The organism is Streptosporangium sp. NPDC087985 (assembly GCF_044741965.1).
Classification (GTDB): domain Bacteria; phylum Actinomycetota; class Actinomycetes; order Streptosporangiales; family Streptosporangiaceae; genus Streptosporangium.
The window spans coordinates 390770-410871 of sequence record NZ_JBIUTQ010000001.1 but is presented as its reverse complement, the minus strand read 5'-3'; the positions used below and the strand labels follow the sequence as shown (position 1 = coordinate 410871).

General features: G+C 68.0%; 15 protein-coding genes and 2 CRISPR repeat arrays (1 of these 17 cut by a window edge). Of the genes, 8 read left to right on the top strand and 7 right to left on the bottom strand.

The window, feature by feature from the left end; all coding sequences use genetic code 11:
- A CRISPR array of direct repeats spans positions 1 to 496; the repeat unit is 29 nt; unit sequence GGGACCATCCCCGCGTGCGCGGGGAGCAC; it reaches 21 nt to the left of the window's first position.
- Between the two features lie 914 nt (positions 497 to 1410).
- Genes cas3 through cas2e form a run of 8 tightly spaced genes read left to right on the top strand, consistent with a single transcriptional unit; the run spans position 1411 to position 10559 of the window.
- Positions 1411 to 4329 carry a CRISPR-associated helicase Cas3' gene (gene cas3 / locus ACIN94_RS02030; protein ID WP_400698301.1) on the top strand — a complete coding sequence of 973 codons (2919 nt, stop codon included), beginning with the start codon at positions 1411 to 1413 and terminating at the stop codon, positions 4327 to 4329.
- Positions 4319 to 6019, top strand: a complete 1701-nt coding sequence (gene casA / locus ACIN94_RS02025; protein ID WP_400698298.1) for a type I-E CRISPR-associated protein Cse1/CasA — start codon at positions 4319 to 4321, stop codon at positions 6017 to 6019. Before cas3 ends, casA begins: the two co-directional genes overlap by 11 nt.
- The gene (gene casB, locus ACIN94_RS02020) at positions 6016 to 6666 is read left to right on the top strand and encodes a type I-E CRISPR-associated protein Cse2/CasB (protein WP_400698296.1); all 651 of its coding nucleotides are present in this window, start codon (positions 6016 to 6018) and stop codon (positions 6664 to 6666) included. Before casA ends, casB begins: the two co-directional genes overlap by 4 nt.
- Positions 6666 to 7865 (top strand): type I-E CRISPR-associated protein Cas7/Cse4/CasC, encoded by a 1200-nt coding sequence (cas7e, locus tag ACIN94_RS02015; protein WP_400698294.1) that lies wholly within the window; start codon positions 6666 to 6668, stop codon positions 7863 to 7865. Before casB ends, cas7e begins: the two co-directional genes overlap by 1 nt.
- Entirely contained in the window at positions 7862 to 8572 is a 711-nt protein-coding gene (cas5e, locus tag ACIN94_RS02010; RefSeq protein ID WP_400698291.1) for a type I-E CRISPR-associated protein Cas5/CasD, read from the top strand. The genes cas7e and cas5e overlap by 4 nt, the downstream gene beginning before the upstream one ends.
- Positions 8563 to 9252 carry a type I-E CRISPR-associated protein Cas6/Cse3/CasE gene (gene cas6e, locus ACIN94_RS02005; RefSeq protein ID WP_400698288.1) on the top strand — a complete coding sequence of 230 codons (690 nt, stop codon included), beginning with the start codon at positions 8563 to 8565 and terminating at the stop codon, positions 9250 to 9252. The genes cas5e and cas6e overlap by 10 nt, the downstream gene beginning before the upstream one ends.
- A 3-nt stretch (positions 9253 to 9255) precedes the next feature.
- Positions 9256 to 10209: a type I-E CRISPR-associated endonuclease Cas1e gene (gene cas1e / locus ACIN94_RS02000; protein ID WP_400698285.1), complete on the top strand. Its 954-nt coding sequence runs from the start codon at positions 9256 to 9258 to the stop codon at positions 10207 to 10209.
- On the top strand, positions 10206 to 10559 hold the full coding sequence (gene cas2e / locus ACIN94_RS01995) for a type I-E CRISPR-associated endoribonuclease Cas2e (protein WP_400698282.1): 354 nt from the start codon (positions 10206 to 10208) through the stop codon (positions 10557 to 10559). The genes cas1e and cas2e overlap by 4 nt, the downstream gene beginning before the upstream one ends.
- Positions 10560 to 10783: 224 nt before the next feature.
- A CRISPR array of direct repeats spans positions 10784 to 11848; the repeat unit is 28 nt; unit sequence GTGCTCCCCGCGCACGCGGGGATGGTCC.
- A gap of 420 nt (positions 11849 to 12268) precedes the next feature.
- Here cas2e and ACIN94_RS01990 read toward each other — a convergent pair.
- The 7 genes from ACIN94_RS01990 to ACIN94_RS01960 form a co-directional block, all read right to left on the bottom strand.
- On the bottom strand, positions 12269 to 12709 hold the full coding sequence (locus tag ACIN94_RS01990; RefSeq protein ID WP_400698279.1) for a DNA-binding protein: 441 nt from the start codon (positions 12707 to 12709) through the stop codon (positions 12269 to 12271).
- A 161-nt stretch (positions 12710 to 12870) separates the two neighbouring features.
- Positions 12871 to 14190 (bottom strand): glutamate-1-semialdehyde 2,1-aminomutase, encoded by a 1320-nt coding sequence (hemL, locus tag ACIN94_RS01985; RefSeq protein WP_400698276.1) that lies wholly within the window; start codon positions 14188 to 14190, stop codon positions 12871 to 12873.
- A 116-nt stretch (positions 14191 to 14306) separates the two neighbouring features.
- Complete coding sequence (locus ACIN94_RS01980) at positions 14307 to 14948, bottom strand: bifunctional DNA primase/polymerase (protein WP_400698273.1); 642 nt, start codon at positions 14946 to 14948, stop codon at positions 14307 to 14309.
- Between the two features lie 192 nt (positions 14949 to 15140).
- On the bottom strand, positions 15141 to 16127 hold the full coding sequence (gene hemB, locus ACIN94_RS01975) for a porphobilinogen synthase (protein ID WP_400698270.1): 987 nt from the start codon (positions 16125 to 16127) through the stop codon (positions 15141 to 15143).
- Between the two features lie 123 nt (positions 16128 to 16250).
- Positions 16251 to 17831 carry a uroporphyrinogen-III synthase gene (locus tag ACIN94_RS01970; protein ID WP_400698267.1) on the bottom strand — a complete coding sequence of 527 codons (1581 nt, stop codon included), beginning with the start codon at positions 17829 to 17831 and terminating at the stop codon, positions 16251 to 16253.
- Positions 17828 to 18748: a hydroxymethylbilane synthase gene (hemC, locus tag ACIN94_RS01965; protein WP_400698264.1), complete on the bottom strand. Its 921-nt coding sequence runs from the start codon at positions 18746 to 18748 to the stop codon at positions 17828 to 17830. The genes ACIN94_RS01970 and hemC overlap by 4 nt, the downstream gene beginning before the upstream one ends.
- A complete protein-coding gene (locus ACIN94_RS01960; RefSeq protein WP_400698262.1) occupies positions 18745 to 20064 on the bottom strand; it encodes a glutamyl-tRNA reductase in 1320 nt (439 codons plus the stop codon). Before ACIN94_RS01960 ends, hemC begins: the two co-directional genes overlap by 4 nt.
- Between the last annotated feature and the right edge of the window lie 38 nt (positions 20065 to 20102).

The following is a 20102-nucleotide window of genomic DNA, read 5'->3' as shown; positions in this document are numbered from 1 at the left end:
GGGAGCACGCGTCGAAGGACGATGAGGCGTGGGCGGAGTCGGGACCATCCCCGCGTGCGCGGGGAGCACATAGCCCGCGCCTCAGTGAAGGGGATCTTCAGGGGACCATCCCCGCGTGCGCGGGGAGCACCGCCAGCTGGTGTTCTCCGAGGCCCGATTCCAGGGACCATCCCCGCGTGCGCGGGGAGCACATCTCGGCGGAGTTCAAGTCCGGTAAGACCACGGGACCATCCCCGCGTGCGCGGGGAGCACTTTGCGTTCGACAGATCAGTCATGTGCTAGCCGGGACCATCCCCGCGTGCGCGGGGAGCACATCTGCTGCCGCATGACCTTGACGTAGGTGTCGGGACCATCCCCGCGTGCGCGGGGAGCACAATCGCTACGAAGCTTCTCCATCACCTCGGCGGGGACCATCCCCGCGTGCGCGGGGAGCACGATCGCCCTGCCCGACGACGACGGCAACGTGGGGGACCATCCCCGCGTGCGCGGGGAGCACACTGCCTGACCTGCAGGATTATCGGCGGCTAGCGTGAAATGCGAGCACTTTGGAGGGATCGGACATTTCAGACACCGTCAGTCAGCTCGTTGTTTCCAAATCATCAAGTTGTTCTGGAGGAGGCTAGCGCTCCGTGAGGACATCGTGTGCTGTCTCGCCATGAGCCCCTGAAACTTGTTTAGGGCCTGATCTGCAGCTGCAGCCGAAATTTCTGGGGGTCGGAATGAGAGAACCGGCTTCATGGGGTGTCTCTGCAGCTGGTGCGACGTTGTAGCAAGGGGGCCGTAGTGGGGTTGGCGCAGAGTCGCAGCCGGGGATTCCGCCTTGATCGTAGAAGGCCTCCCGGCTGGAGTGGCTCGTGTTACTCTCTGGTCCTCCTCTTATCGGAACACGAGAAGTGGAACGAAAAGTAATCCGCAACCAAGAGACGTAGGAGGCGTTCGTGAGGCCTGTTCTGGACTTGGAAGCTCTCGTACTGTTGCTGTTCGCCGCCGTGGTGGGAGGCGTGGTGGCCACATTGACGCATCTGTCGGGTGCAAGGTTGCCGCAGTCTTTGATCGCGGGTGGCGCCGCCGCCGGGGCTGCACTCCTCTGGGCGAGATCGTTACTTGGGCCACCAGAGGGAAGATGATCGAGTTCGTGAGCTGCTCTCGGTCCAAACCCTGCGTGTAGATATCCTGCAGGGTGTGGCGACATGCTCCCCGTGCGTGCGGGGATGGCTCCACGAGAAGTGGAACAGCCACCTTCATGTGTGAGTGCTCCCCGTGCATGCGGGGATTTGGCTGCTCTCGAACATACTGGATGGCAGTGGATTTATTTCCCGAAAGGGAAGAAATCCACTCCTCCGGTGCGTCAATTCAAGGAGAATCCAAGCTTCCTGGAATATCCAGGAGATGATGCCATTTAATGGCTCCATGCTTAACGAGGAGCCAGCCTGCAGCCGGTTTGCCAACGGGCTTTCGAGCGCGGCGCGCGCGGTCTGGGCCAAGCATGATCGGGAAACTGATGGGTGGCTGCCGTTGTGGCAGCACCTTGCCGACAGCGGTGCGGTCGCCGGACTGCTATGGGACCACTGGCTTCCTCTTCAGGTTCGGCAAGTGATCGCTGAAGCGCTTCCCGGTGGTGCCGATGACGCGCGCCGCATGGCGGTCTGGCTGGCGACCACTCACGATATCGGGAAGGCTACGCCGGCGTTCGCCTGCCAGGTGGAGTCGCTCGCCGATGCCATGCAGATAGTCGGACTGGATATGCCGCCGTACAAGCAGCTGCCCGACCGCAGGCTCGCCCCGCATGGCCTGGCCGGGCAGGTGTTGCTCCAGGAATGGCTGGTAGAGCGGTACGGCTGGGCACGGTCCGCTGCCGTGCAGTTCGCGATCATCGCCGGTGGTCACCACGGAGTCCCGCCGACCCACGCGGACATCCAAGAGCTGAATGTACATCCAGAACTGCTCCGCACTCCTGGATGCTCGTCGATGTGGCGGGGGGTGCAGCAGGAGATCCTCGACCGCTGTGCGGAGGCATCCGAAGTCCAGGACCGCCTGGCCGAATGGCGGGAGGTCAGGCTCCCGCAGCCGACCCAGGTGCTGCTGACCGGGCTCGTCATCGTCGCAGACTGGATCGCGAGCAATCCTGATCTTTTTCCGTATTTCCCCGAGACACGACAGCAGAACGATAGGGGGCGGGTCGATGCGGCGTGGCGGGGCCTCGATCTGCCGGAGCCGTGGCAGGCAGTGGAGTCCACCGGGGAAGTGACCGACTTCTTCTCCTCCCGGTTCCGGCTGCCACCTGGGGCGCACATCCGCCCGGTCCAGGAACATGCGGTCCGAACGGCACAGGCGATGTCATCCCCTGGCCTGATGGTGATCGAGGCTCCGATGGGGGAAGGGAAGACCGAAGCCGCGCTAGCGGTCGCCGAGATCTTCGCGGCCCGTTTCGGAGCGGGCGGCTGCTTTGTCGCCCTGCCCACCATGGCCACGGGGAGCGCGATGTTCCCCCGGATGCTGGACTGGCTGCGCCGGGTCCCCGACAGACAGGCCGGATACGGCTCACGCTCGGTGCTGCTGGCACATTCCAAGGCGGCGCTCAACGAGGACTACGCCGAGCTGATACGCGCCAGTCGGAGGACAGTGCGCGGAGTCGACGCGGATGGTGGAGAAGACGAGCGACGTCACCGCGGTGACCGCCAGGTTTCCTCCGCTGAGCTCGTCGCGCATCAGTGGCTGCGGGGCAGGAAGAAGGGGATGTTGTCCTCGTTCGTGGTGGGGACGATCGACCAGCTGCTTTTCATGGGGTTGAAGAGCCGTCACCTGGCGCTGCGCCACCTCGCTCTCGCGGGCAAGGTGGTCATCATCGACGAGGCACACGCCTACGACACCTACATGAACTCATACCTGGACCGGGTGCTGTCATGGCTGGGCGCCTACCGCGTGCCAGTCGTGGTGCTGTCGGCGACGCTCCCGGCCCGACGCCGGCGCGATTTGGCCGAAGCGTACGCCGGGACGGCCGCAGACAGCGCCGACCTCGCCGGACTGGAGACCGAGGACTGCTATCCCCTCCTGACAGCGGTCGAGCCGGGCGGCCTCGCAGTAGCCAAGGCCATCGAGCCCTCTGGCCGCACCACTGACGTACGGCTTGAGCGCCTGAGCGACGACCTGTCCGAGTTGAGCGACAGACTCGCACAGGAGTTGACCGAGGGCGGCTGTGCTCTGGTGGTGCGTAATACCGTTGACCGGGTTCTTGAGACCGCCGCGTACTTGCGAGAGCGATTCGGCTCCGAGCAGGTCACCGTGGCGCACGCCCGTTTCCTCGATCTGGACCGGGCCGACAAGGACGCCGGTCTACTGGATCGGTTCGGTCCGCCGGACAGAAGTGCAGGTCACCGGCCCACTGGTGCGCACATCGTGGTAGCCAGTCAGGTCGCTGAGCAGTCCCTCGACATCGACTTCGATCTACTTGTGTCGGATTTATGCCCTATTGACCTTTTGCTCCAACGGATGGGGCGTCTGCATCGGCACCGACGCGGCAAGGACCAGTGCGACCGCCCGAAGCGTCTGCGTACGGCCCGCTGTCTGCTGACTGGCGCGGACTGGGAAATGACCCCGGTCGAGCCGGTGAGCGGCTCCAGGCGGATCTATCGGCTGCACGCGCTGTTGCAGTCGGCGGCCGTTTTGGAACCGTACCTATCTGGAACCGCCGAGACAGGACGTACGGTGCGGCTGCCCGAGGACATCAGCCCACTCGTTCAGAAAGCGTATGGATCCGAGTCGATCGGCCCGGACGCATGGCAGGACGCCATGACCCGAGCACGTGCAGACCAGGACCTGCACCAGGAGCGACAGCGCCAGAAAGCGCTGGATTTCCAGATCAACGACGTCGGCAGGGCAGGTCGCGCGCTGGTCGGCTGGATTGATGCCGGGGTCGGGGACGCCGACGACACCCGCGTCGGCCGAGCCCAGGTTCGGGACGGCGCCGAATCCCTGGAAGTACTGGTCGTGCAGCGCCGTACCGACGGGACACTGGTAACGGTGCCATGGTTGAGCAAGGGGCGCGGCGGTCTGGAGTTGCCCACCGAGGCGGCACCCGAACCGAAACTTGCCCGCATTGTGGCCTCCTGCGGCCTGCGGCTGCCCTACCACTTTTCGATCCCCCGCACCCTGGACCGGGCGATCGAAGAGCTGGAGGCCGAGTGCGTCCCGGCATGGCAGTCCAAGGAGAGCCACTGGCTGGCCGGAGAGCTGATCCTCATGCTCGACGAGAAATGTCGGGCCCGGCTGGCAGGCTATGACCTGCATTACAACCCCGCTGATGGCCTGAAGGTGGCTCATGCCGAGTGAACCCGCCATACCGTCCTTCGATTTGACCTGCAACCGGTGGCTACCTGTGCAGCGTCGGGATGGCAGCGAGGACGAGCTTTCCCTGCGGGAGGTCTTCACTCAAGCCGACGACCTGCGGCGGCTGGTGGGAGACGTTCCCACCCAGGAGTTCGCGCTGCTGCGACTGCTGTTGGCGGTCCTGCACGACGCGATCGACGGACCGCGTGATCTTGACCAATGGCAGGAGCTTTGGGAGAACGGGCTCCCCATCGGCCGCATCACCGAATATCTCGACGGACACCGCGAACGCTTCGACCTCTTGCACCCTCAGACCCCCTTCTTCCAGACCTTCGACTTGCGCACCGCCACCGGCGAGGTCGGCTCGCTCGACCGCATCATTGCCGACGTCCCCAACGGAACGCCCTTCTTCACCATGCGAGCCCACGGAGCCCAGCGGCTTGGCTTCGCCGAGGCCGCCCGCTGGCTCGTGCACGCTCATGCCTTCGACACCTCCGGCATCAAGACCGGCGCCGTAGGCGATGACAGAGTCAAGGGCGGCAAGGTGTATCCACAAGGTGTCGCATGGGCGGGCACCCTCGGCGGAGTCCTCGTGGAGGGCGAGACTCTCCGCGAGACCCTGCTGCTCAATCTGATCGCTTTCGACACCGACAACCTCCGCATCGACCCCGAACATGACCGCCCCGCTTGGCGTCATCTACCGTCAGGCCCGAAACAGGCGGACGCGTTGGAGCTGAGTAGACGCCCGGCAGGAGTCCGCGACCTTTACACCTGGCAGTCCAGACGGGTGCGGCTCGCCCACAACGCGTTGGGCGTACACGGGGTGGTCCTCGCCTACGGCGATCCACTCACCCCGCACAACAGGCACCAGCGCGAGCCGATGACGGGCTGGCGGCGCAGCGCCGCCCAGGAGAAGAAACTTGGCGTGGCCCAGGTCTACCTGCCACGCGAACACGATCCCAGCCGCAGCGCGTGGCGAGGACTGGGCGCGTTGATCGCTGGCCGTACCGAATGGGCCGAGCAGCGTGGCGAAGCCGCGGCCATCGTCCGGCCGCGCATCCTCGACTGGGCCGCCCGTCTCACCGTCGAAGGCGACCTGCCGCCGGACTTCCTGATCCGGGCACGGCTGTTCGGCGTTGTCTACGGCACCCAGCAGTCCGTCATCGACGAGATCGTCGACGATACCGTGGCGATGCGGGTGGTGCTCCTGCACGAGCGGGACAGCGCCCTCGGCCAGGCCGCGATCGACGCGGTGGCGGATGCGGAGAGAGCCGTGACCGTGCTTGGTGACCTCGCCGCCGATCTTGCCCGAGCGGCCGGAGCCGATGCCGAACCCCCCAAGGCGGCGGCGCGGGATCTCGGGTTCAACACCCTCGATGGCCCGTTCCGTGACTGGCTCACCGGGCTTCTTCCCGACGACGATCCCCAGGCGCGGAGATCGGCCTGGCAAGACCGAACGCACCTGATGGTCAGCAAGCTGGGGCAGGAACTGTTGAGATCGGCCGGGGACGCGGCCTGGCAGGGGCGCGTGGAGACGTGGCAGGGCCAGGAGATCTGGTTGACCGCATCGCGTGCCGACCTGCTGTTCCGCGCCAGGCTACGCAAAGCACTGCCCGCGGCTACGGCGAACGCCCCTCGGCCTGGTTCTCAAGACAGTGGCAGCGAACGGCAAGACGTGGAGGCACGGTCATGACCCCAGTCACCCTCGCCGTCCGGCACCGGACGGCGGATCTGGTCGGCGAGGCCGCCGACGCGTACATCACCGAGCTGCAGCGGGGATACCGCGCCGACAAGAGCGGGGCCGTTGCGACCCTCGCCCAGCTCAGACGGGGCGCGGGCAAGCTTCCTGAGGACGTGCCGGAGCTGTGGGGCATGACCGGCACCGAGCGGTTGTACGCCGAAGGGAAACTGCCCGAAGCCGAGGCGGTCAGGAGCGAGGCTGCTCTGTTCCTGGCCGTCACCCTCTACGCGCTGCACCAGCAGTCACGTCCCGACCAGAACATGCACCGTCCCGGCGTTGAGCTGGGGACGGCCGTACGCCGACTGATGCCGGGCGGCGCCATCGACGGACCGATCCGGCGCCGCTTCGTCCGGATCGGGACCGCCGAGACTCGGGAGGCGCTCGCCGAGCGCCTCCGAGGGATCATCTCACTACTGCGCAGGGAATCGATCTCCCTCGACTACGCACTCCTCGCCCGGCAGCTCTACCAGGCTCAGCTTCCTGACGGGCTGCGCCAGGTCCGCCAGAGCTGGGGCCGCAGTTTCCACGCCTACCGAGCCGACAACACGGGGGCCGGAACCCGCTCCGACGACACCGCCCCTACTGACAAGGACGTTTGATGACTCGCACCATCCTCGAACTCCACGTGCTGCAGACCGTTCCCCCGAGCTGCCTGAACCGCGACGACACCGGCACCCCCAAGACCGCCGTGTACGGCGGGGTACGCCGCGCCCGGGTCTCCAGCCAGTCATGGAAGCGCGCCACCCGTCGCAGCTTCCATGACCTACTGGACCCCAGCGAACTCGGCGTGCGCACCCGCCGGGTGGCCGAGCTGCTGGCCGAGCGCATCGGAAGATTGGATGGGACGATCGAGCAGGCTGAGGCATGGGCCTTGGCCGCCGAGACGATCCAGATCGCCACCGGCTCCAAGGTCGAGGCGCCCAAGCGCAAGGCGGAGACGGCCAAGGGCAAGGGCGGCGCCGAGCCCGCGCCGGAGTCCAAGTACTTGCTGTTCCTCAGTGCCCACCAGCTGGACGGCCTGGCTGAGATCGCAGTCAAGGGATACGGCGCCGGCAAGGAGTACTTCAAGGACAAGGCCACCAAGGACCGCGCCAAGCAGCTCGCCAACAGCCGGCACTCGGTCGACATCGCGCTCTTCGGCCGCATGGTGGCCGACGGCGCCGACATCAACGTCGACGCCGCCGCCCAGGTCGCACACGCCATCAGCGTGCATCGAGTGGACAACGAATCCGACTACTACACGGCGGTCGACGACTACAAGGAGCGGGAGAACGACGACCTCGGTGCGAGCATGATCGGCACTGTGGAGTTCAACTCCGCCACCCTCTATCGGTACGCCGCCGTCGACGTCGACTTGCTGCGCAAGAATCTCGGCGCAGGACTGCGAGAGGACGAACCGGTCACTGAACCCGTGCGCCGGGCCGTGGAGGCGTTCGCCCAATGCTTCCTCACCTCGCTGCCCACCGGAAAGATCAACACTTTCGCCAACCACACACTGCCGGACGCGGTGGTGGTGAAGGTCCGCTCGTCCAGGCCCATCAGTTTCGTCGCGGCGTTCGAGGAGCCGTGCCGAACCGACCCGGAGACCGGCGGACACCTGCGACAGGCGTCTGAGGCTCTGGCCTCCTACATTCCCGAGCTTGAGCATGCCTACGGCGTCACGGAGGACACTCAGTCCTGGGTGCTGCGGGTCGGTAAGAACACCGAGGCGCTGACCGGCCTCGGCACCGAGCTGTCCCTCCCGGAACTGGTCACGGCGATCGGTGCGGAGGTCGCCCGGCGGCAGGGCGGAGCATGAGCGTCCTTCTGATGCAGCTTGCCGGCCCCTTGCAGTCCTGGGGGGCGTCGTCGCGCTTCGCCCGACGATCCACCGAGTCGGCACCGACCAAGAGCGGAGTCATCGGATTGCTGGCCGCGGCCCTGGGACGCCTGCGGTCGGACGACCTCGGCGACTTGACCACGCTCCGCTTCGGAGTACGCGTCGATCAGCGCGGCACCCTCCTTCGTGACTTCCACACCGCGCACCACTTCGCCAGCGGTGAGGCTCTGCCGGTGTCGGAGCGCTTCTACCTGGCCGACGCGGTCTTCGTGACAGCGGTGGAGGGAGAGAGGGAGTTGATCGACAGTCTGCATCAGGCGTTGCGGGCCCCGGTCTTCCTTCCGTACCTCGGGCGTCGATCATGCCCCCCGTCTCGGCCGGTGGACTTGGGCGTTCATCACGAACGCACGCTGGAACAGGCGCTGGAGCGGGAGCAGTGGCGGGCCGCACGCTGGTACCAGCGGCGCCACCGCAACGAGCCCCAGATCGACCTGGAGGTTCTTGTCGAGGCCACGGCGGCCGACGGACCGGTCGACAGCCTGCGCGACCAGCCGGTCAGCTTCGATCCGCTACACCGCCGCTACGCACTCCGCGGAGTCCGTCACGCAAGAGTGAAAGTGCGCAACCTCGCCGGGCGTCCCGATCACGACCCGACGTCCGTCCTGGGAGGCGCGCGATGTATCTGACCCGGTTCCGCATCAACACCGCCCGCGTCGGTGCCCGTCGACTGCTATCGTCACCGCAAAACCTGCACGCCGCGGTGATGTCCTCCTTCGCTGAGATTCCACTGTCCGAAAACGACGGACCGAGAGTGCTGTGGCGTATCGATCGCAACAGTCGGGCCGAGACCTACCTCTGCCTCGTCAGCCCGGCCAAACCTGATCTCACTCACTTGGTCGAGCAGGCTGGTTGGCCTGAGACAGGGCGCTGGGAAACCTACGACTACGAACCGTTCCTGTCCCGGCTGGCCGCAGGTGATCAGTGGGCCTTCCGGCTCACCGCAAACCCGGTTCACAGCATCCGTCGCACCGACGGGGAACCCACCAAACTCACCGCACATGTCGGGCTACATCACCAAGTCCGCTGGTTACTGCAGCGCCAGGAGCCCGCCGGATTCAAAGTGGTGGAAAAACCGGTAGAACGGCGTCTCCTCCCTGAGGGTGACCAGCACGAGTTGATCGTCCACGACCGACGTCAGCTCGCCTTCAAAAAGGCCGGGCAACGGCAGTCGGTGACTCTGGTGACCGTCACTTTCGACGGGCGGCTGGAGGTAACCGACCCTGACGCGCTTCGGAACACTCTCACTCGGGGGCTCGGCAGGGCAAAGGCATACGGCTGCGGCCTGATGACCCTGGCGGTGGTGTGACACATGACCACCATCGGTCGACGCGGTATGTCCTCGCCACGCGAGCTCACCCGGATGGGGGACCGGCTCTCGTTCGTCTACCTGGAGCGGTGCACCCTGCATCGCGAGGACAACGCTCTCACCGCCGAAGATGCTGAGGGCATCACCCACATCCCGTCCGCCACGATCGGGACACTCCTGCTCGGCCCCGGCACTCGCGTCACCCATCAGGCAATGAGCGTGCTGGGTGACAGCGGAGCGGGAGTGGTATGGGTCGGAGAACACGGCGTGCGCTTCTACTCGGGCGGTAGATCACTCAACCGCTCGTCCGCCCTGGTCGAAGCGCAGGCGACCAGATGGGCCAACCGCCGTACCCGGCTTGAAGTGGCACGCGAGATGTACCGGATGCGGTTCCCCAACGAGAACCCAGCCGGCCTCACCCGGCACGAACTCCTCGGCAGAGAAGGGCGAAGGGTCAAAGAGTGCTACCGCAGGGAAGCCGCGAGAGTCGGTATTTCCTGGAACGGCCGGGAGTACCTCCCCGGTGACTTCGGTTCTGGTGACCCCGCCAACCAGGCGGTCACCGCAGCCGCCCAGTGCATGTACGGTATCGCCCAGACTGCCGTCGCTGCACTCGGCTGCGCCCCCGGGCTCGGCTTCATCCACTCAGGGCATGAGCTGGCGTTCGTGCTAGACATCGCCGATCTCTACAAGACCGAGATCGCCATTCCCACCGCTTTCGATGTGGCGGCACAAAGCCCGGAGGATGTTGGCTCCCGCACTCGTCGGGCGATCCGCGACCAGGTCAACAAGATCGGTCTACTGAGGCGATGCGTGGACGACATCAAACATCTCATCTTGCTTGATGGAGTGAAAGACGACCTCACCGGAGATGACATCGACCGCGTCACGCTCCAAAGTGACCACGGAGCCGAGGTGGAGGCAGGCCGTAACTACGACGACGGGGTGATCTGGTGACGGTCATCGTGCTCACCCGCTGCCCTGCAGGGTTGCGCGGCTTTCTGACCCGCTGGTTGATGGAGATCTCCCCCGGTGTCTTCATCGGAGGTCCATCGGCGCGGATCCGCGAAGCGCTGTGGGCGGAAGTACGGCAGTACGCAGACACTGGGCGTGCTCTTCTCGTCTACAGCACCAATAACGAGCAGGGCTTCACTTTCGAGACCCACGACCACAAATGGCACCCGATCGACCACGAGGGCCTCACGTTGATCCGTCGGCCAAAGGAGAAGCCAGCGATCTCTTCAACAGCAGCCGCTCCCCAGGGTTGGAGCAAGGCCTCTAAACGCCGCCGGTATGGACAGCTCTGAGGGCTCGCAGTCCTTGTCCAGCCGCACATGGTGCCAAAAAATTATTATTCATCAGTACAGCCTGCCGACGTCTGCGCCGTATCCTCAGCAACTCCTCGCCAAGCGCGCACGCCGCAACGTGTTGGCCGTAGAGAGTAAGCCGTCCAACGATGTCCAAAATGTCTGAACCTTGGAAAGTGCTCGAAATTCGTGCCTGCTCAGGTTAAACATGCAGGTCCGCCAGTGTGCTCCCCGCGCACGCGGGGATGGTCCCTCCCGTCAACACCAACGTCGCCGACGTCACCAGTGCTCCCCGCGCACGCGGGGATGGTCCCACATCCGGTTGGGTCAGCTCAACGTGGGTGATGTGCTCCCCGCGCACGCGGGGATGGTCCCAGCCTGTCGAAGCGGCGATCGAAAGGTGGGCTGTGCTCCCCGCGCACGCGGGGATGGTCCGGTCTATGCGGGCTAGCCTGCTCGGGACGGTGGTGCTCCCCGCGCACGCGGGGATGGTCCCGGTTCAGCAGGCTGCTCTTCCTCGATGTGACCGTGCTCCCCGCGCACGCGGGGATGGTCCCACCACCAGCAGGTCACCGACAGCCGTCTCCGGGTGCTCCCCGCGCACGCGGGGATGGTCCCGATAGGGTCAGCCCAGGGCAGGAAATCCAGGTGTGCTCCCCGCGCACGCGGGGATGGTCCCTCGACTCCGGCACCGATCGGGCGCACCGCCAGGTGCTCCCCGCGCACGCGGGGATGGTCCCTACCTGACGGTCGAGACCCGCCCGGACGGGTCGTGCTCCCCGCGCACGCGGGGATGGTCCCGGGACGGCGCTGGCCGGGGTGGCGGCGTTGGAGTGCTCCCCGCGCACGCGGGGATGGTCCCTCGGGTCCCTGTCCGGTCTGGCGCAGGTGGCGGTGCTCCCCGCGCACGCGGGGATGGTCCCCCCATCGTCGAGCTGATGCGCATCGCCGGCCGGTGCTCCCCGCGCACGCGGGGATGGTCCCTCCTGGCAGCAGGACCGGCGCCCACCCGGAATGTGCTCCCCGCGCACGCGGGGATGGTCCCTCTGCGGCCGTGACGTACGGCTGGGTGAGCAGGTGCTCCCCGCGCACGCGGGGATGGTCCCCAGTTTTCCGCTGATGATCAGCATCGGGCCGAGTGCTCCCCGCACACGCGGGGATGGTCCCCATGAACAAGCGCGAGCTGATCGAGAAGACCGGTGCTCCCCGCGCACGCGGGGATGGTCCCAGGATGTCGCCGGCGACGACGCGGTCCGGGCGGTGCTCCCCACGCACGCGGGGATGGTCCCGTTACCGACCCCTACGGTGATCGGCCCTGCGCTCCTTTCGACAGGAAGGCGTCAGCTACGGCGCCGCGCCCCGAACCGGACCCGAGGGGATTGCTTCAGCCGTACGGAGAACACTGGGCGGTCCGAAAGGGAGCGGCTACGGTCTGCGGGCCGTACGGCGAGGCCGGGGTGCGCGGAGGTGGGTGGGTGTTCCGGCCGGCGTATTAAAGAACCGAAACCAGCGCGCCCGCCAGGCCGGAGGCCTGAAAAACGAGACAGCAACTGAGACGGCCGGCCGGAACACCCGCCCACCGCAGCGCGAACCGGAGACCGGCCACTTCAGTCGCCCACCGCAGCGCGAACACCGGCAAGCCAGAACACCCGCAGCGCGAACGCATACCCGGCCGGCTATACGCAGGGCTGCAAACCCAGCCCGGGAACCTAGTCCGTGTCGGCGCCCACGCGTCCCGCCAGCCGTTCATAGCGCTGCCTGGCGGCCTGGGACGTGCCCAGCCCCAGGCCGAACGCGATCTCCTGCCAGGTGAGACCGCGCCCCCGGGCCATCAGCAGGAGACCGGCCTCCAACTGGTCCATCTCCGCGCGCGCCAGCGGGAGCAGGGTCAGAGCGGCGGTGATGTCGGCGTTGTCCACCTCCGGCTCGCCGTCCTCCACCTGCGCACTGCCACCCGCGAGGAATGACACGAGCCTGATGGCCTCGTGCGGGCCGAGGACATCGGGGTGAACCTGCCGGGAACGCTGGGCCTCGGTGGCCGCGTGCCGCTCGGCGATACGGAAGAGGGACGCGTACACCCGATGCGCTCGCGCCTTGCCCGGATCGGGAGGGGTGAAGGGATCGGACGACCGATCGGACTCGGTATTCATGCGACCAGAATGATCGCTTCAACGAAGCGTTGTCAACAAAACAGAGCAAACAGTTTGTTTACTAGAGGCGAGGCCCCAGGATACGACCTTCCCTGCCCAGCGACCGGCGGGAGCAACGAGAATGCCCCCTGCCCCGGTAGTTTCCGGGGCAGGGGCCCTGGTCAGGACGCCTGGGCGGCGGCCTTGGCGGCGAGGGGAAGGGCTTCGGCGATGCGGGACAGTGCCTCGTCGTCGTGGGCGGCCGACAGGAACCAGGCCTCGTAGGCCGACGGGGGCAGGTAGACGCCCTGGTCGAGCATGGCGTGGAAGAACGCCCGGTAGGCGGCGGTGTTCTGCTTCTGGGCACCCGCGAAGTCGGTGACCTGGTCCTCGGTGAAGAAGATGGAGAACAGGCTGCCGGCGCGCTGCAGGCGGTGCGGCACCCCGGCGGCAGCCAGGGCGTCGGCGGCGGCACGGCCGATGATCAGGGCCGCGGCGTCGACCCGGTCGTAGACGTCGTCGTCGCAGGCGCGCAGGGTGGCCAGACCGGCGGCGCAGGCCAGCGGGTTACCGGACAGGGTGCCGGCCTGGTAGACCGGGCCCTCGGGCGCGAGGTGGGCCATCACGTCGGCACGGCCACCGAACGCGGCGGCGGGCAGGCCGCCGCCCATGACCTTGCCGAAGGTCATCAGGTCGGCGTCCACCGGGTCGAGGCCGTACCAGCCCGCCTCCGACACGCGGAAGCCGGTGAGCACCTCGTCGATGATCAGCAGGGCGCCGTGCGCGGTGCAGAGCTCGCGCAGCTTCGCGTTGAACCCGTCCAGCGGCGGGACGACGCCCATGTTGGCCGGGCAGGCCTCGGTGATCACGCAGGCGATCTCGGCGCCGAAGGTCTGGAAGGCCTCGGTCACGGCCTCGATCGAGTTGTAGGGCAGCACCACGGTGTCAGCGGCCGAGGCGCCGGTCACGCCGGGGGTGTCGGGCAGGCCGAAGGTGACCAGGCCGGACCCGGCGGAGGCGAGCAGGGCGTCCACGTGGCCGTGGTAGCAGCCGGCGAACTTGACGACCTTGGACCGGCCGGTGAAGCCGCGGGCCAGCCGTACGGCGGACATGGTGGCCTCGGTGCCGGAGCTGACCAGGCGGACCTTCTCCACCGGGTCCATCCGGGCGACGATCTCCTCGGCGAGCTCGACCTCGCCGGGCGTCGCCGTGCCGAACGAGGTGCCCGCCGCGAGGGCCTCCTGCAGTGCCTCCACCACGGCCGGGTGCCGGTGCCCGAGGATCATCGGCCCCCAGGAGCAGACCAGGTCCACGTAGCGGTTGCCGTCCACGTCGGTGATGTAGGGCCCCTGGCCGGAGGCCATGAAGCGGGGGGTCCCGCCGACGGCGCCGAAGGCGCGGACCGGGGAGTTGACACCTCCCGGGACGATCTCACGTGCGCGGGCGAACAGGTCCTCAGAGTTCTCAGTACGGCTCACGCCCTCCAGGGTAGTCACGGCCATGGCAGGCTCCGCCAGAACCGGTGACCATCGGACCGCACGCTGGTGATTTACCACCAAAAATCCCCATGAACCTGATCACACCAAGCCGGATGGCTCCGTTCCCCGGCTTCTGACGTCTAGTCGCAGACGTCGGCGAGCACGTCCAGGACACGGAGCGGGTCGGGCAGCGGGCGGCCGTCCGGGGGGCGGAGCCAGGAGGCGACACTGCCGGAGGGCAGGACCGAGGGCGGGGCGAGGACGTAGCTGTCGCGGCAGTGCCAGCGCAGGCCGGGCATCTCGTCGATGGTCGCCGGGCCGAAGTCGAGGGGGCAGGACCACCATTCGTCCTCGTCCTCGGACATGTTGCGCGTGGCCACATAGAAAAGGACCCGGTCGCCATCCGTGGCGACCGGGCCCGTTGCCGATCCGGCGGCCTCCATACTCGCGAGGGCGGTGAGCCCCGCCTGGGCCGGTACGTCGAAGACGTCGAAGACGCGGCCGGTGGGAAGGATCACGTTCGCCTCGGGATCCCGCTGCCACCAGTGGGTGAGCAGGGCCGGATCGGTCGTGGCCTCCATCTGCCAGGCCCGCGAGAGCGGATGGGCGCCCGGGTCGGGACAGCCGACCCGGTCACAGGAACAGGCGCGGGAACCGCCCCGCAGCGGCCGCGCGCCGGGACAGCTCGCCCAGCCCAGGGCGGCGTACTCCAGCACGGAACCGATCATCTGCTTCGGATGAGTACGTCGTCTGCCACGACGAGTCAGCGGTACGCCCACCATTGTGTCCTCCGTCGTCTGCCCATCCCGGGTGCCCTCGGATGTGATGACGTACCCACATTCTGGTCAGCAAAGAGAAGTCAGACAGCCAGGGTCTACGTCACCTGGAACACATCCGCACCGGTCTTCGCACTCTAACGCACCGACCACAGGAGCAAGCGGCAAACCCCCAGTTCTCGGCATGTGCCGCTGGTCTCACCGGAGCTTCCTGGCCACCTCGGTCGCCCAGTAGGTGAGGATCATGTCCGCCCCGGCCCGGCGGATCGCGACCAGCGATTCCATGATCACCCGGTCCCGGTCGATCCAGCCGTTCGCCGCGGCGGCCTCGACCATGGCGTACTCCCCGCTGACCTGGTAGGCGGCCACCGGCACGTCCACCGCGTCACGCACCTGGCGCAGGATGTCGAGGTAGGCCAGCGCCGGCTTGACCATCACGGCGTCGGCACCCTCGTCGAGATCCAGCCGCACCTCGCGCAGCGCCTCGCCGACCGGCCCGGCCGCGTCCTGCTGGTAGGCGTTGCGGTCGCCGAACTGCGGCGCGCACTCGGCCGCCTCCCGGAACGGCCCGTAGAAGGCCGAGGCGTACTTCGCCGAGTAGGCCAGGATCGGGATCTGCTCGAAGCCGTCGCCGTCCAGCGCCGCGCGGATCGCGGCGACCTGGCCGTCCATCATGCCGCTGGGCGCGATGACCTGCGACCCCGCACGGGCCTGGGCCACCGCGGCGGCGGCGTAACGCTCCAGGGTGGCGTCGTTGTCGACCTCGCCCTCGGGCGTCAGGATGCCGCAGTGCCCGTGGTCGGTGAACTCGTCTAGGCACGTGTCGGTCATCACGACCATCGCGTCACCCACGTCGGAGACCAGATCGGCCACGGCCCGCTGGACGATCCCGTCCGGGTCGTCGGCCGCCGACCCGCGGGCGTCCTTCACCGCGGGCACGCCGAACAGGATCAGGCCGCCGACCCCCGCCTCGGCCGCCTCGTGGGCGGCCTTACGCAGCGAGTCACGGGTGTGCTGGAACACCCCGGGCATCGAGCCGATCGGGTGCGGCCCGTCGATGCCCTCCTTGACGAACATCGGCAGCACCAGCTCCGCCGGGTGCAACCTGGTTCCGGCGACCATCCGTCGCATCGCCGCCGTACGGCGGAGCCTGCGCGGACGGGCGACAGGGAACTGGGCAGTCATGATCTCTCCCTCTGCCCCGGTCATAGGGGAGCGGGAACCGGGGGGCCGTGTTCGGATGTGCTCTCTGAGCTCACGGGAACCGTCACGGACGCCTCATACGAGGGCGTCCGCGACAGTTCCAGATTACTTGGCGCGGCGCCGGGCTCCTCGGCGGGTCTGGGAGGGCCTGCGAGGAACGTCCCCGGCCGCGAGCGCGGCCTGCCGCTGCTTCGCACCATACTCGGCCAGCGCGGCCGCGAGGGCCGAAGCCGACGGTTTGTCGGCCATCACGTCGACGCGGAGCCCGAACTCCTCCGCCGTCTTGGCGGTCTGCGGCCCGATCACGGCGATGACCGTGACGTTGTGCGGCTTGCCCGCGATGCCCACCAGGTTGCGCACGGTGCTCGACGAGGTGAACAGCACCGCGTCGAACCCGCCGCCCTTGATGGCCTCCCGGATCGGTGCGGGCGGCGGCGCCGCGCGGACCGTCCGGTAGGCGGTCACGTCGTCGCACTCCCAGCCGAGCTCGATCAGCCCGGCGACCAGCGTCTCGGTCGCGATGTCAGCCCGGGGCAGCAGTACCCGGTTGATCGGGTCGAGCATCGAGTCGTACGGTGGCCACTCGGCCAGCAGGCCTTCCGACGACTGCTCGCCCGACGGCATCAGGTCCGGCTTGACGCCGAACTGCACCAGCGCCCGTGCGGTGGCCTCGCCCACGGCCGCGACCTTGAGCCCGGCGAACGCGCGGGCGTCCAGGCCGTACTCCTCGAACTTCTCGCGCACGGCCTTGACCGCGTTCGCGCTGGTGAACGCCACCCACTCGTAGCGGCCGGTGACCAGGCCCTTGATCGCCCGGTCCATCTGCTGCGGGGTACGCGGCGGCTCGACGGAGATCGTGGGGACCTCTTCGGGCACCGCGCCGTAGGAGCGCAGCTGCTCGATCAGGCCGGCCGACTGCTCCTTGGTCCTGGGCATGAGCACCCGCCAGCCGAACAGCGGCTTGGTCTCGAACCACGACAGCCGGTCCCGCATGCCGACGGCCTCACCGACCACGATCAACGCGGGCTCGGTCATCCCGGCGTGCTTGAGGTCGGGCGCCATCCGGCCGAGTGTGGTCACCACGGTGTACTGCTCGGTGGTGGTCCCCGCGCTGCTGACCGCGACCGGCGTCGAGTCCGGACGGCCCGCGGCGACGAGCGCCTTGCCGATCGCGGGGGCGCAGGAGACACCGTTGTAGATCACGAGGGTGCCGGCACTCGCCGCGTGGGTGGCCCAGTTGTCGACCTGGGTCGCGTCCACGACCCGGAACTCCGGCACCGCCACCGCCGCGGGGATGCCCGCGTAGGTGAGCACCGCGGTCGCCGGGGGCACGCCCGGCACGATCTCGAAGTCCACCTCCGCCTTGGCACAGGCCGCGACCTCCTCGGTGATCGAGGAGAAGAACATCGGGTCGCCGGCGCAGAGTCGCACGACGTCGCGCCCGCCCTTGGCCGCGGTGACAGCCTTCAGCGAGACCGCGTCCTCCTCGGCCACGTCCACGATCTCGACATCCTCCCGGCAGTGGCGCAGCAGCGCGCCGTACGCCTCCCGGTTGAGCACGACGACATCGGCTCTTGACAGCAGTTCGGCGCCACGGAGCGTGAGCAGGCCCTCGTCACCGGGTCCCGCGCCCACGAAGGCGACGGATCCGGCAGGGCGCTCGAAGGTGGTACTTCCGGAGCTCAATGTGCTCGCTCCCCTATCAACGTGCCTGCCCCTTCGGCGATCATCTCGGCCGCGAGGTCGCGACCGAGATCCACGGGCGCCGAAAGGGTCCCGGCGGCGGACTTGCGCACCGCACGGCTGCCGTCGACGGCGACGACAGCGGCGGTCAGAATTAGATTCTGCCCGTCAACGAACGAATACGCACCCACGGGGGCCGCGCACCCCGCCTCCAGGGTGTTGAGCACCATACGCTCGGCGGTCACCGCGGCGCGCGTCCGGGCGTCGTCGAGCACGCTCAGGAACTCGATGAGGTCGGTCCGGTCGGCCCGGCACTCCACGGCCAGCGCACCCTGCCCGGGTGCCGGGAGAATCTCCTCCACCTCGAAGATCTGGGAGATCTCGGCCTCGCGGCCCAGCCGTCCGAGTCCGGCCGCGGCCAGCACGACGCCCTGCAGCTCGCCGGAGGTGACCTTGCCGATCCGGGTTTCGGCGTTACCGCGGATCGGGACGTATTCGAGGTCGGGACGGACCACTCTGAGCTGGGAGACTCTGCGCGGAGCCCCTGTGCCGATCTTCGCGCCGGGCGGCAGGTCGGCCAGCTTCGCCGTACCGATCAGCGCGTCCCTGTGGTCGTCACGCGGCGGGATCGCCGCGATGACCACGCGCGGGTCCTGCGTGGTGGGAAGATCCTTGAGCGAGTGGACCGCGAAGTCGATCTCGCCCTCGATCAGCTTGTCGCGCAGCGCGCTGACGAAGACGCCCGTCCCGCCGAGCTGGGTGAGGTTGGCCTTGGTCACGTCGCCGAAGGTGGTGACGCCGACGAGTTCGACGGCCTGGCCGGTCAGCTCGGTGAGCCGGCGGGCGACCAGTCCCGACTGGGTCGTCGCCATGAGGCTCCGCCTCGTGCCCATCCTGAGCAGAGAGGAAAAGCTGCTCACCTGCCCACCTCCTTGATTGTTTCCGAGTCGACCTTTCCGATGCTTCTCACCGCACGGGGGACCTTCGGGTCCAGGTTGAACAGCTCACGCAACGCCTCCGCATAATGATCGCCTGCCGGAGACTCAGCGAGCTGTTTGACACGCACGGTGGGCTCATGGAGCAATTTGTCGACCACTCGCCTGATTGTCTGTGTGACCTCGTCCCGGACCCGCCCGTCGAGCTCGGGGAGCCGCGCGACGAGCCGTCCGAGCTCCGCCTCGACCACGTCCGCCGCCTTGCTCCGCAGCGCGACCACGGTCGGGGTCACCCGTGCGGCGCGCTCGGCGGACAGATAGGCCGCCACCTCGGCGGCGACGATCCCGCTCACGGCGGTGACCGCCTCGGCGCGGCCGCCGTCGTCGGTGTCCGCGTCGATCCCGCCGTTCTGCATCGACTCCAGGTCGACGAGGGTGACGCCGGGCAGCTGCCGTACGGCGGGGTCCACGTCGTGCGGCAGGGCGAGGTCCAGCAGGAACATCTCCCTGGCCACCATCATGTCGGCGGTGATGACCACGTCGGTGGCACCGGTGCACGAGATGACCAGGTCGGCCTCGGCCAGCTCCCGCGGCAGGTCACCGAACTCGGCGGCCCGGCCGCCCACCGTCTGGGCCAGCCGTACCGCACGGTCGTGGGTCCGGTTGACCACCACGATGTCGGTGACGCCCGCACGCTGCAGGGTCGCGGCCGACAGGGCGCTCATCGAGCCCGCGCCGACCACCAGGGCGCGCCTGCCCTGGATCGGGCCGAGGACGCGCTCGGCGAGGGTGAGCCCCACGCCCACGAGAGAGGCGCCGGCCCGGTCGATGCCGGTCTCGGCGTGGGAGCGTTTGCCCACCCTCAGTGCCTGCTGGACGAGCTCGTTGAGCGCCGGACCGAGCGTGCCCTGTTCCTGGGCGAGCTTGAGTGCGGACCGGACCTGGCCGAGAATCTGCCCCTCGCCGAGGACCATCGAGTCGAGCCCCGAACCGACCGAGAACAGGTGCTCGACAGCCCGGTCCTCGTAGTGCACGTAGAGATGGTTCGACAGCTGCTCCAGGGGAACGCCCGAGTGGACGCTGAGCCGGTCGGAGATCGCGGTCACCGCGGCGTGGAAGCGGTCCACCTCGGCGTAGACCTCGACCCGGTTGCAGGTCGAGACGGCCATGACCTCGGCGACGGAGGCGTCCTGCTGAACATCGTGGAGCAGCTTGACCAGCGCGTCACCGGAGACGGAGACCCGCTCCAGCAGGGCCACCGGGGCCGTGCGGTGGCTGAGGCCGACAACGAGAACGCTCATCGGCCTTCCCCGGCTCTCCACTGACGTGAAAGGGCCCG

Coding starts and splice junctions, on each gene's coding strand:
- casA (WP_400698298.1), top strand. CDS start 4,319: ATGCCGAGTGAACCCGCCATACCGTCCTTCGATTTGACCTGCAACCGG.
- cas1e (WP_400698285.1), top strand. CDS start 9,256: ATGACCACCATCGGTCGACGCGGTATGTCCTCGCCACGCGAGCTCACC.
- ACIN94_RS01990 (WP_400698279.1), bottom strand. CDS start 12,709: ATGAATACCGAGTCCGATCGGTCGTCCGATCCCTTCACCCCTCCCGAT.
- hemL (WP_400698276.1), bottom strand. CDS start 14,190: ATGGCCGTGACTACCCTGGAGGGCGTGAGCCGTACTGAGAACTCTGAG.
- cas6e (WP_400698288.1), top strand. CDS start 8,563: ATGTATCTGACCCGGTTCCGCATCAACACCGCCCGCGTCGGTGCCCGT.
- ACIN94_RS01960 (WP_400698262.1), bottom strand. CDS start 20,064: ATGAGCGTTCTCGTTGTCGGCCTCAGCCACCGCACGGCCCCGGTGGCC.
- cas3 (WP_400698301.1), top strand. CDS start 1,411: ATGCTTAACGAGGAGCCAGCCTGCAGCCGGTTTGCCAACGGGCTTTCG.
- hemB (WP_400698270.1), bottom strand. CDS start 16,127: ATGACTGCCCAGTTCCCTGTCGCCCGTCCGCGCAGGCTCCGCCGTACG.
- casB (WP_400698296.1), top strand. CDS start 6,016: ATGACCCCAGTCACCCTCGCCGTCCGGCACCGGACGGCGGATCTGGTC.
- cas5e (WP_400698291.1), top strand. CDS start 7,862: ATGAGCGTCCTTCTGATGCAGCTTGCCGGCCCCTTGCAGTCCTGGGGG.
- ACIN94_RS01980 (WP_400698273.1), bottom strand. CDS start 14,948: ATGGTGGGCGTACCGCTGACTCGTCGTGGCAGACGACGTACTCATCCG.
- cas7e (WP_400698294.1), top strand. CDS start 6,666: ATGACTCGCACCATCCTCGAACTCCACGTGCTGCAGACCGTTCCCCCG.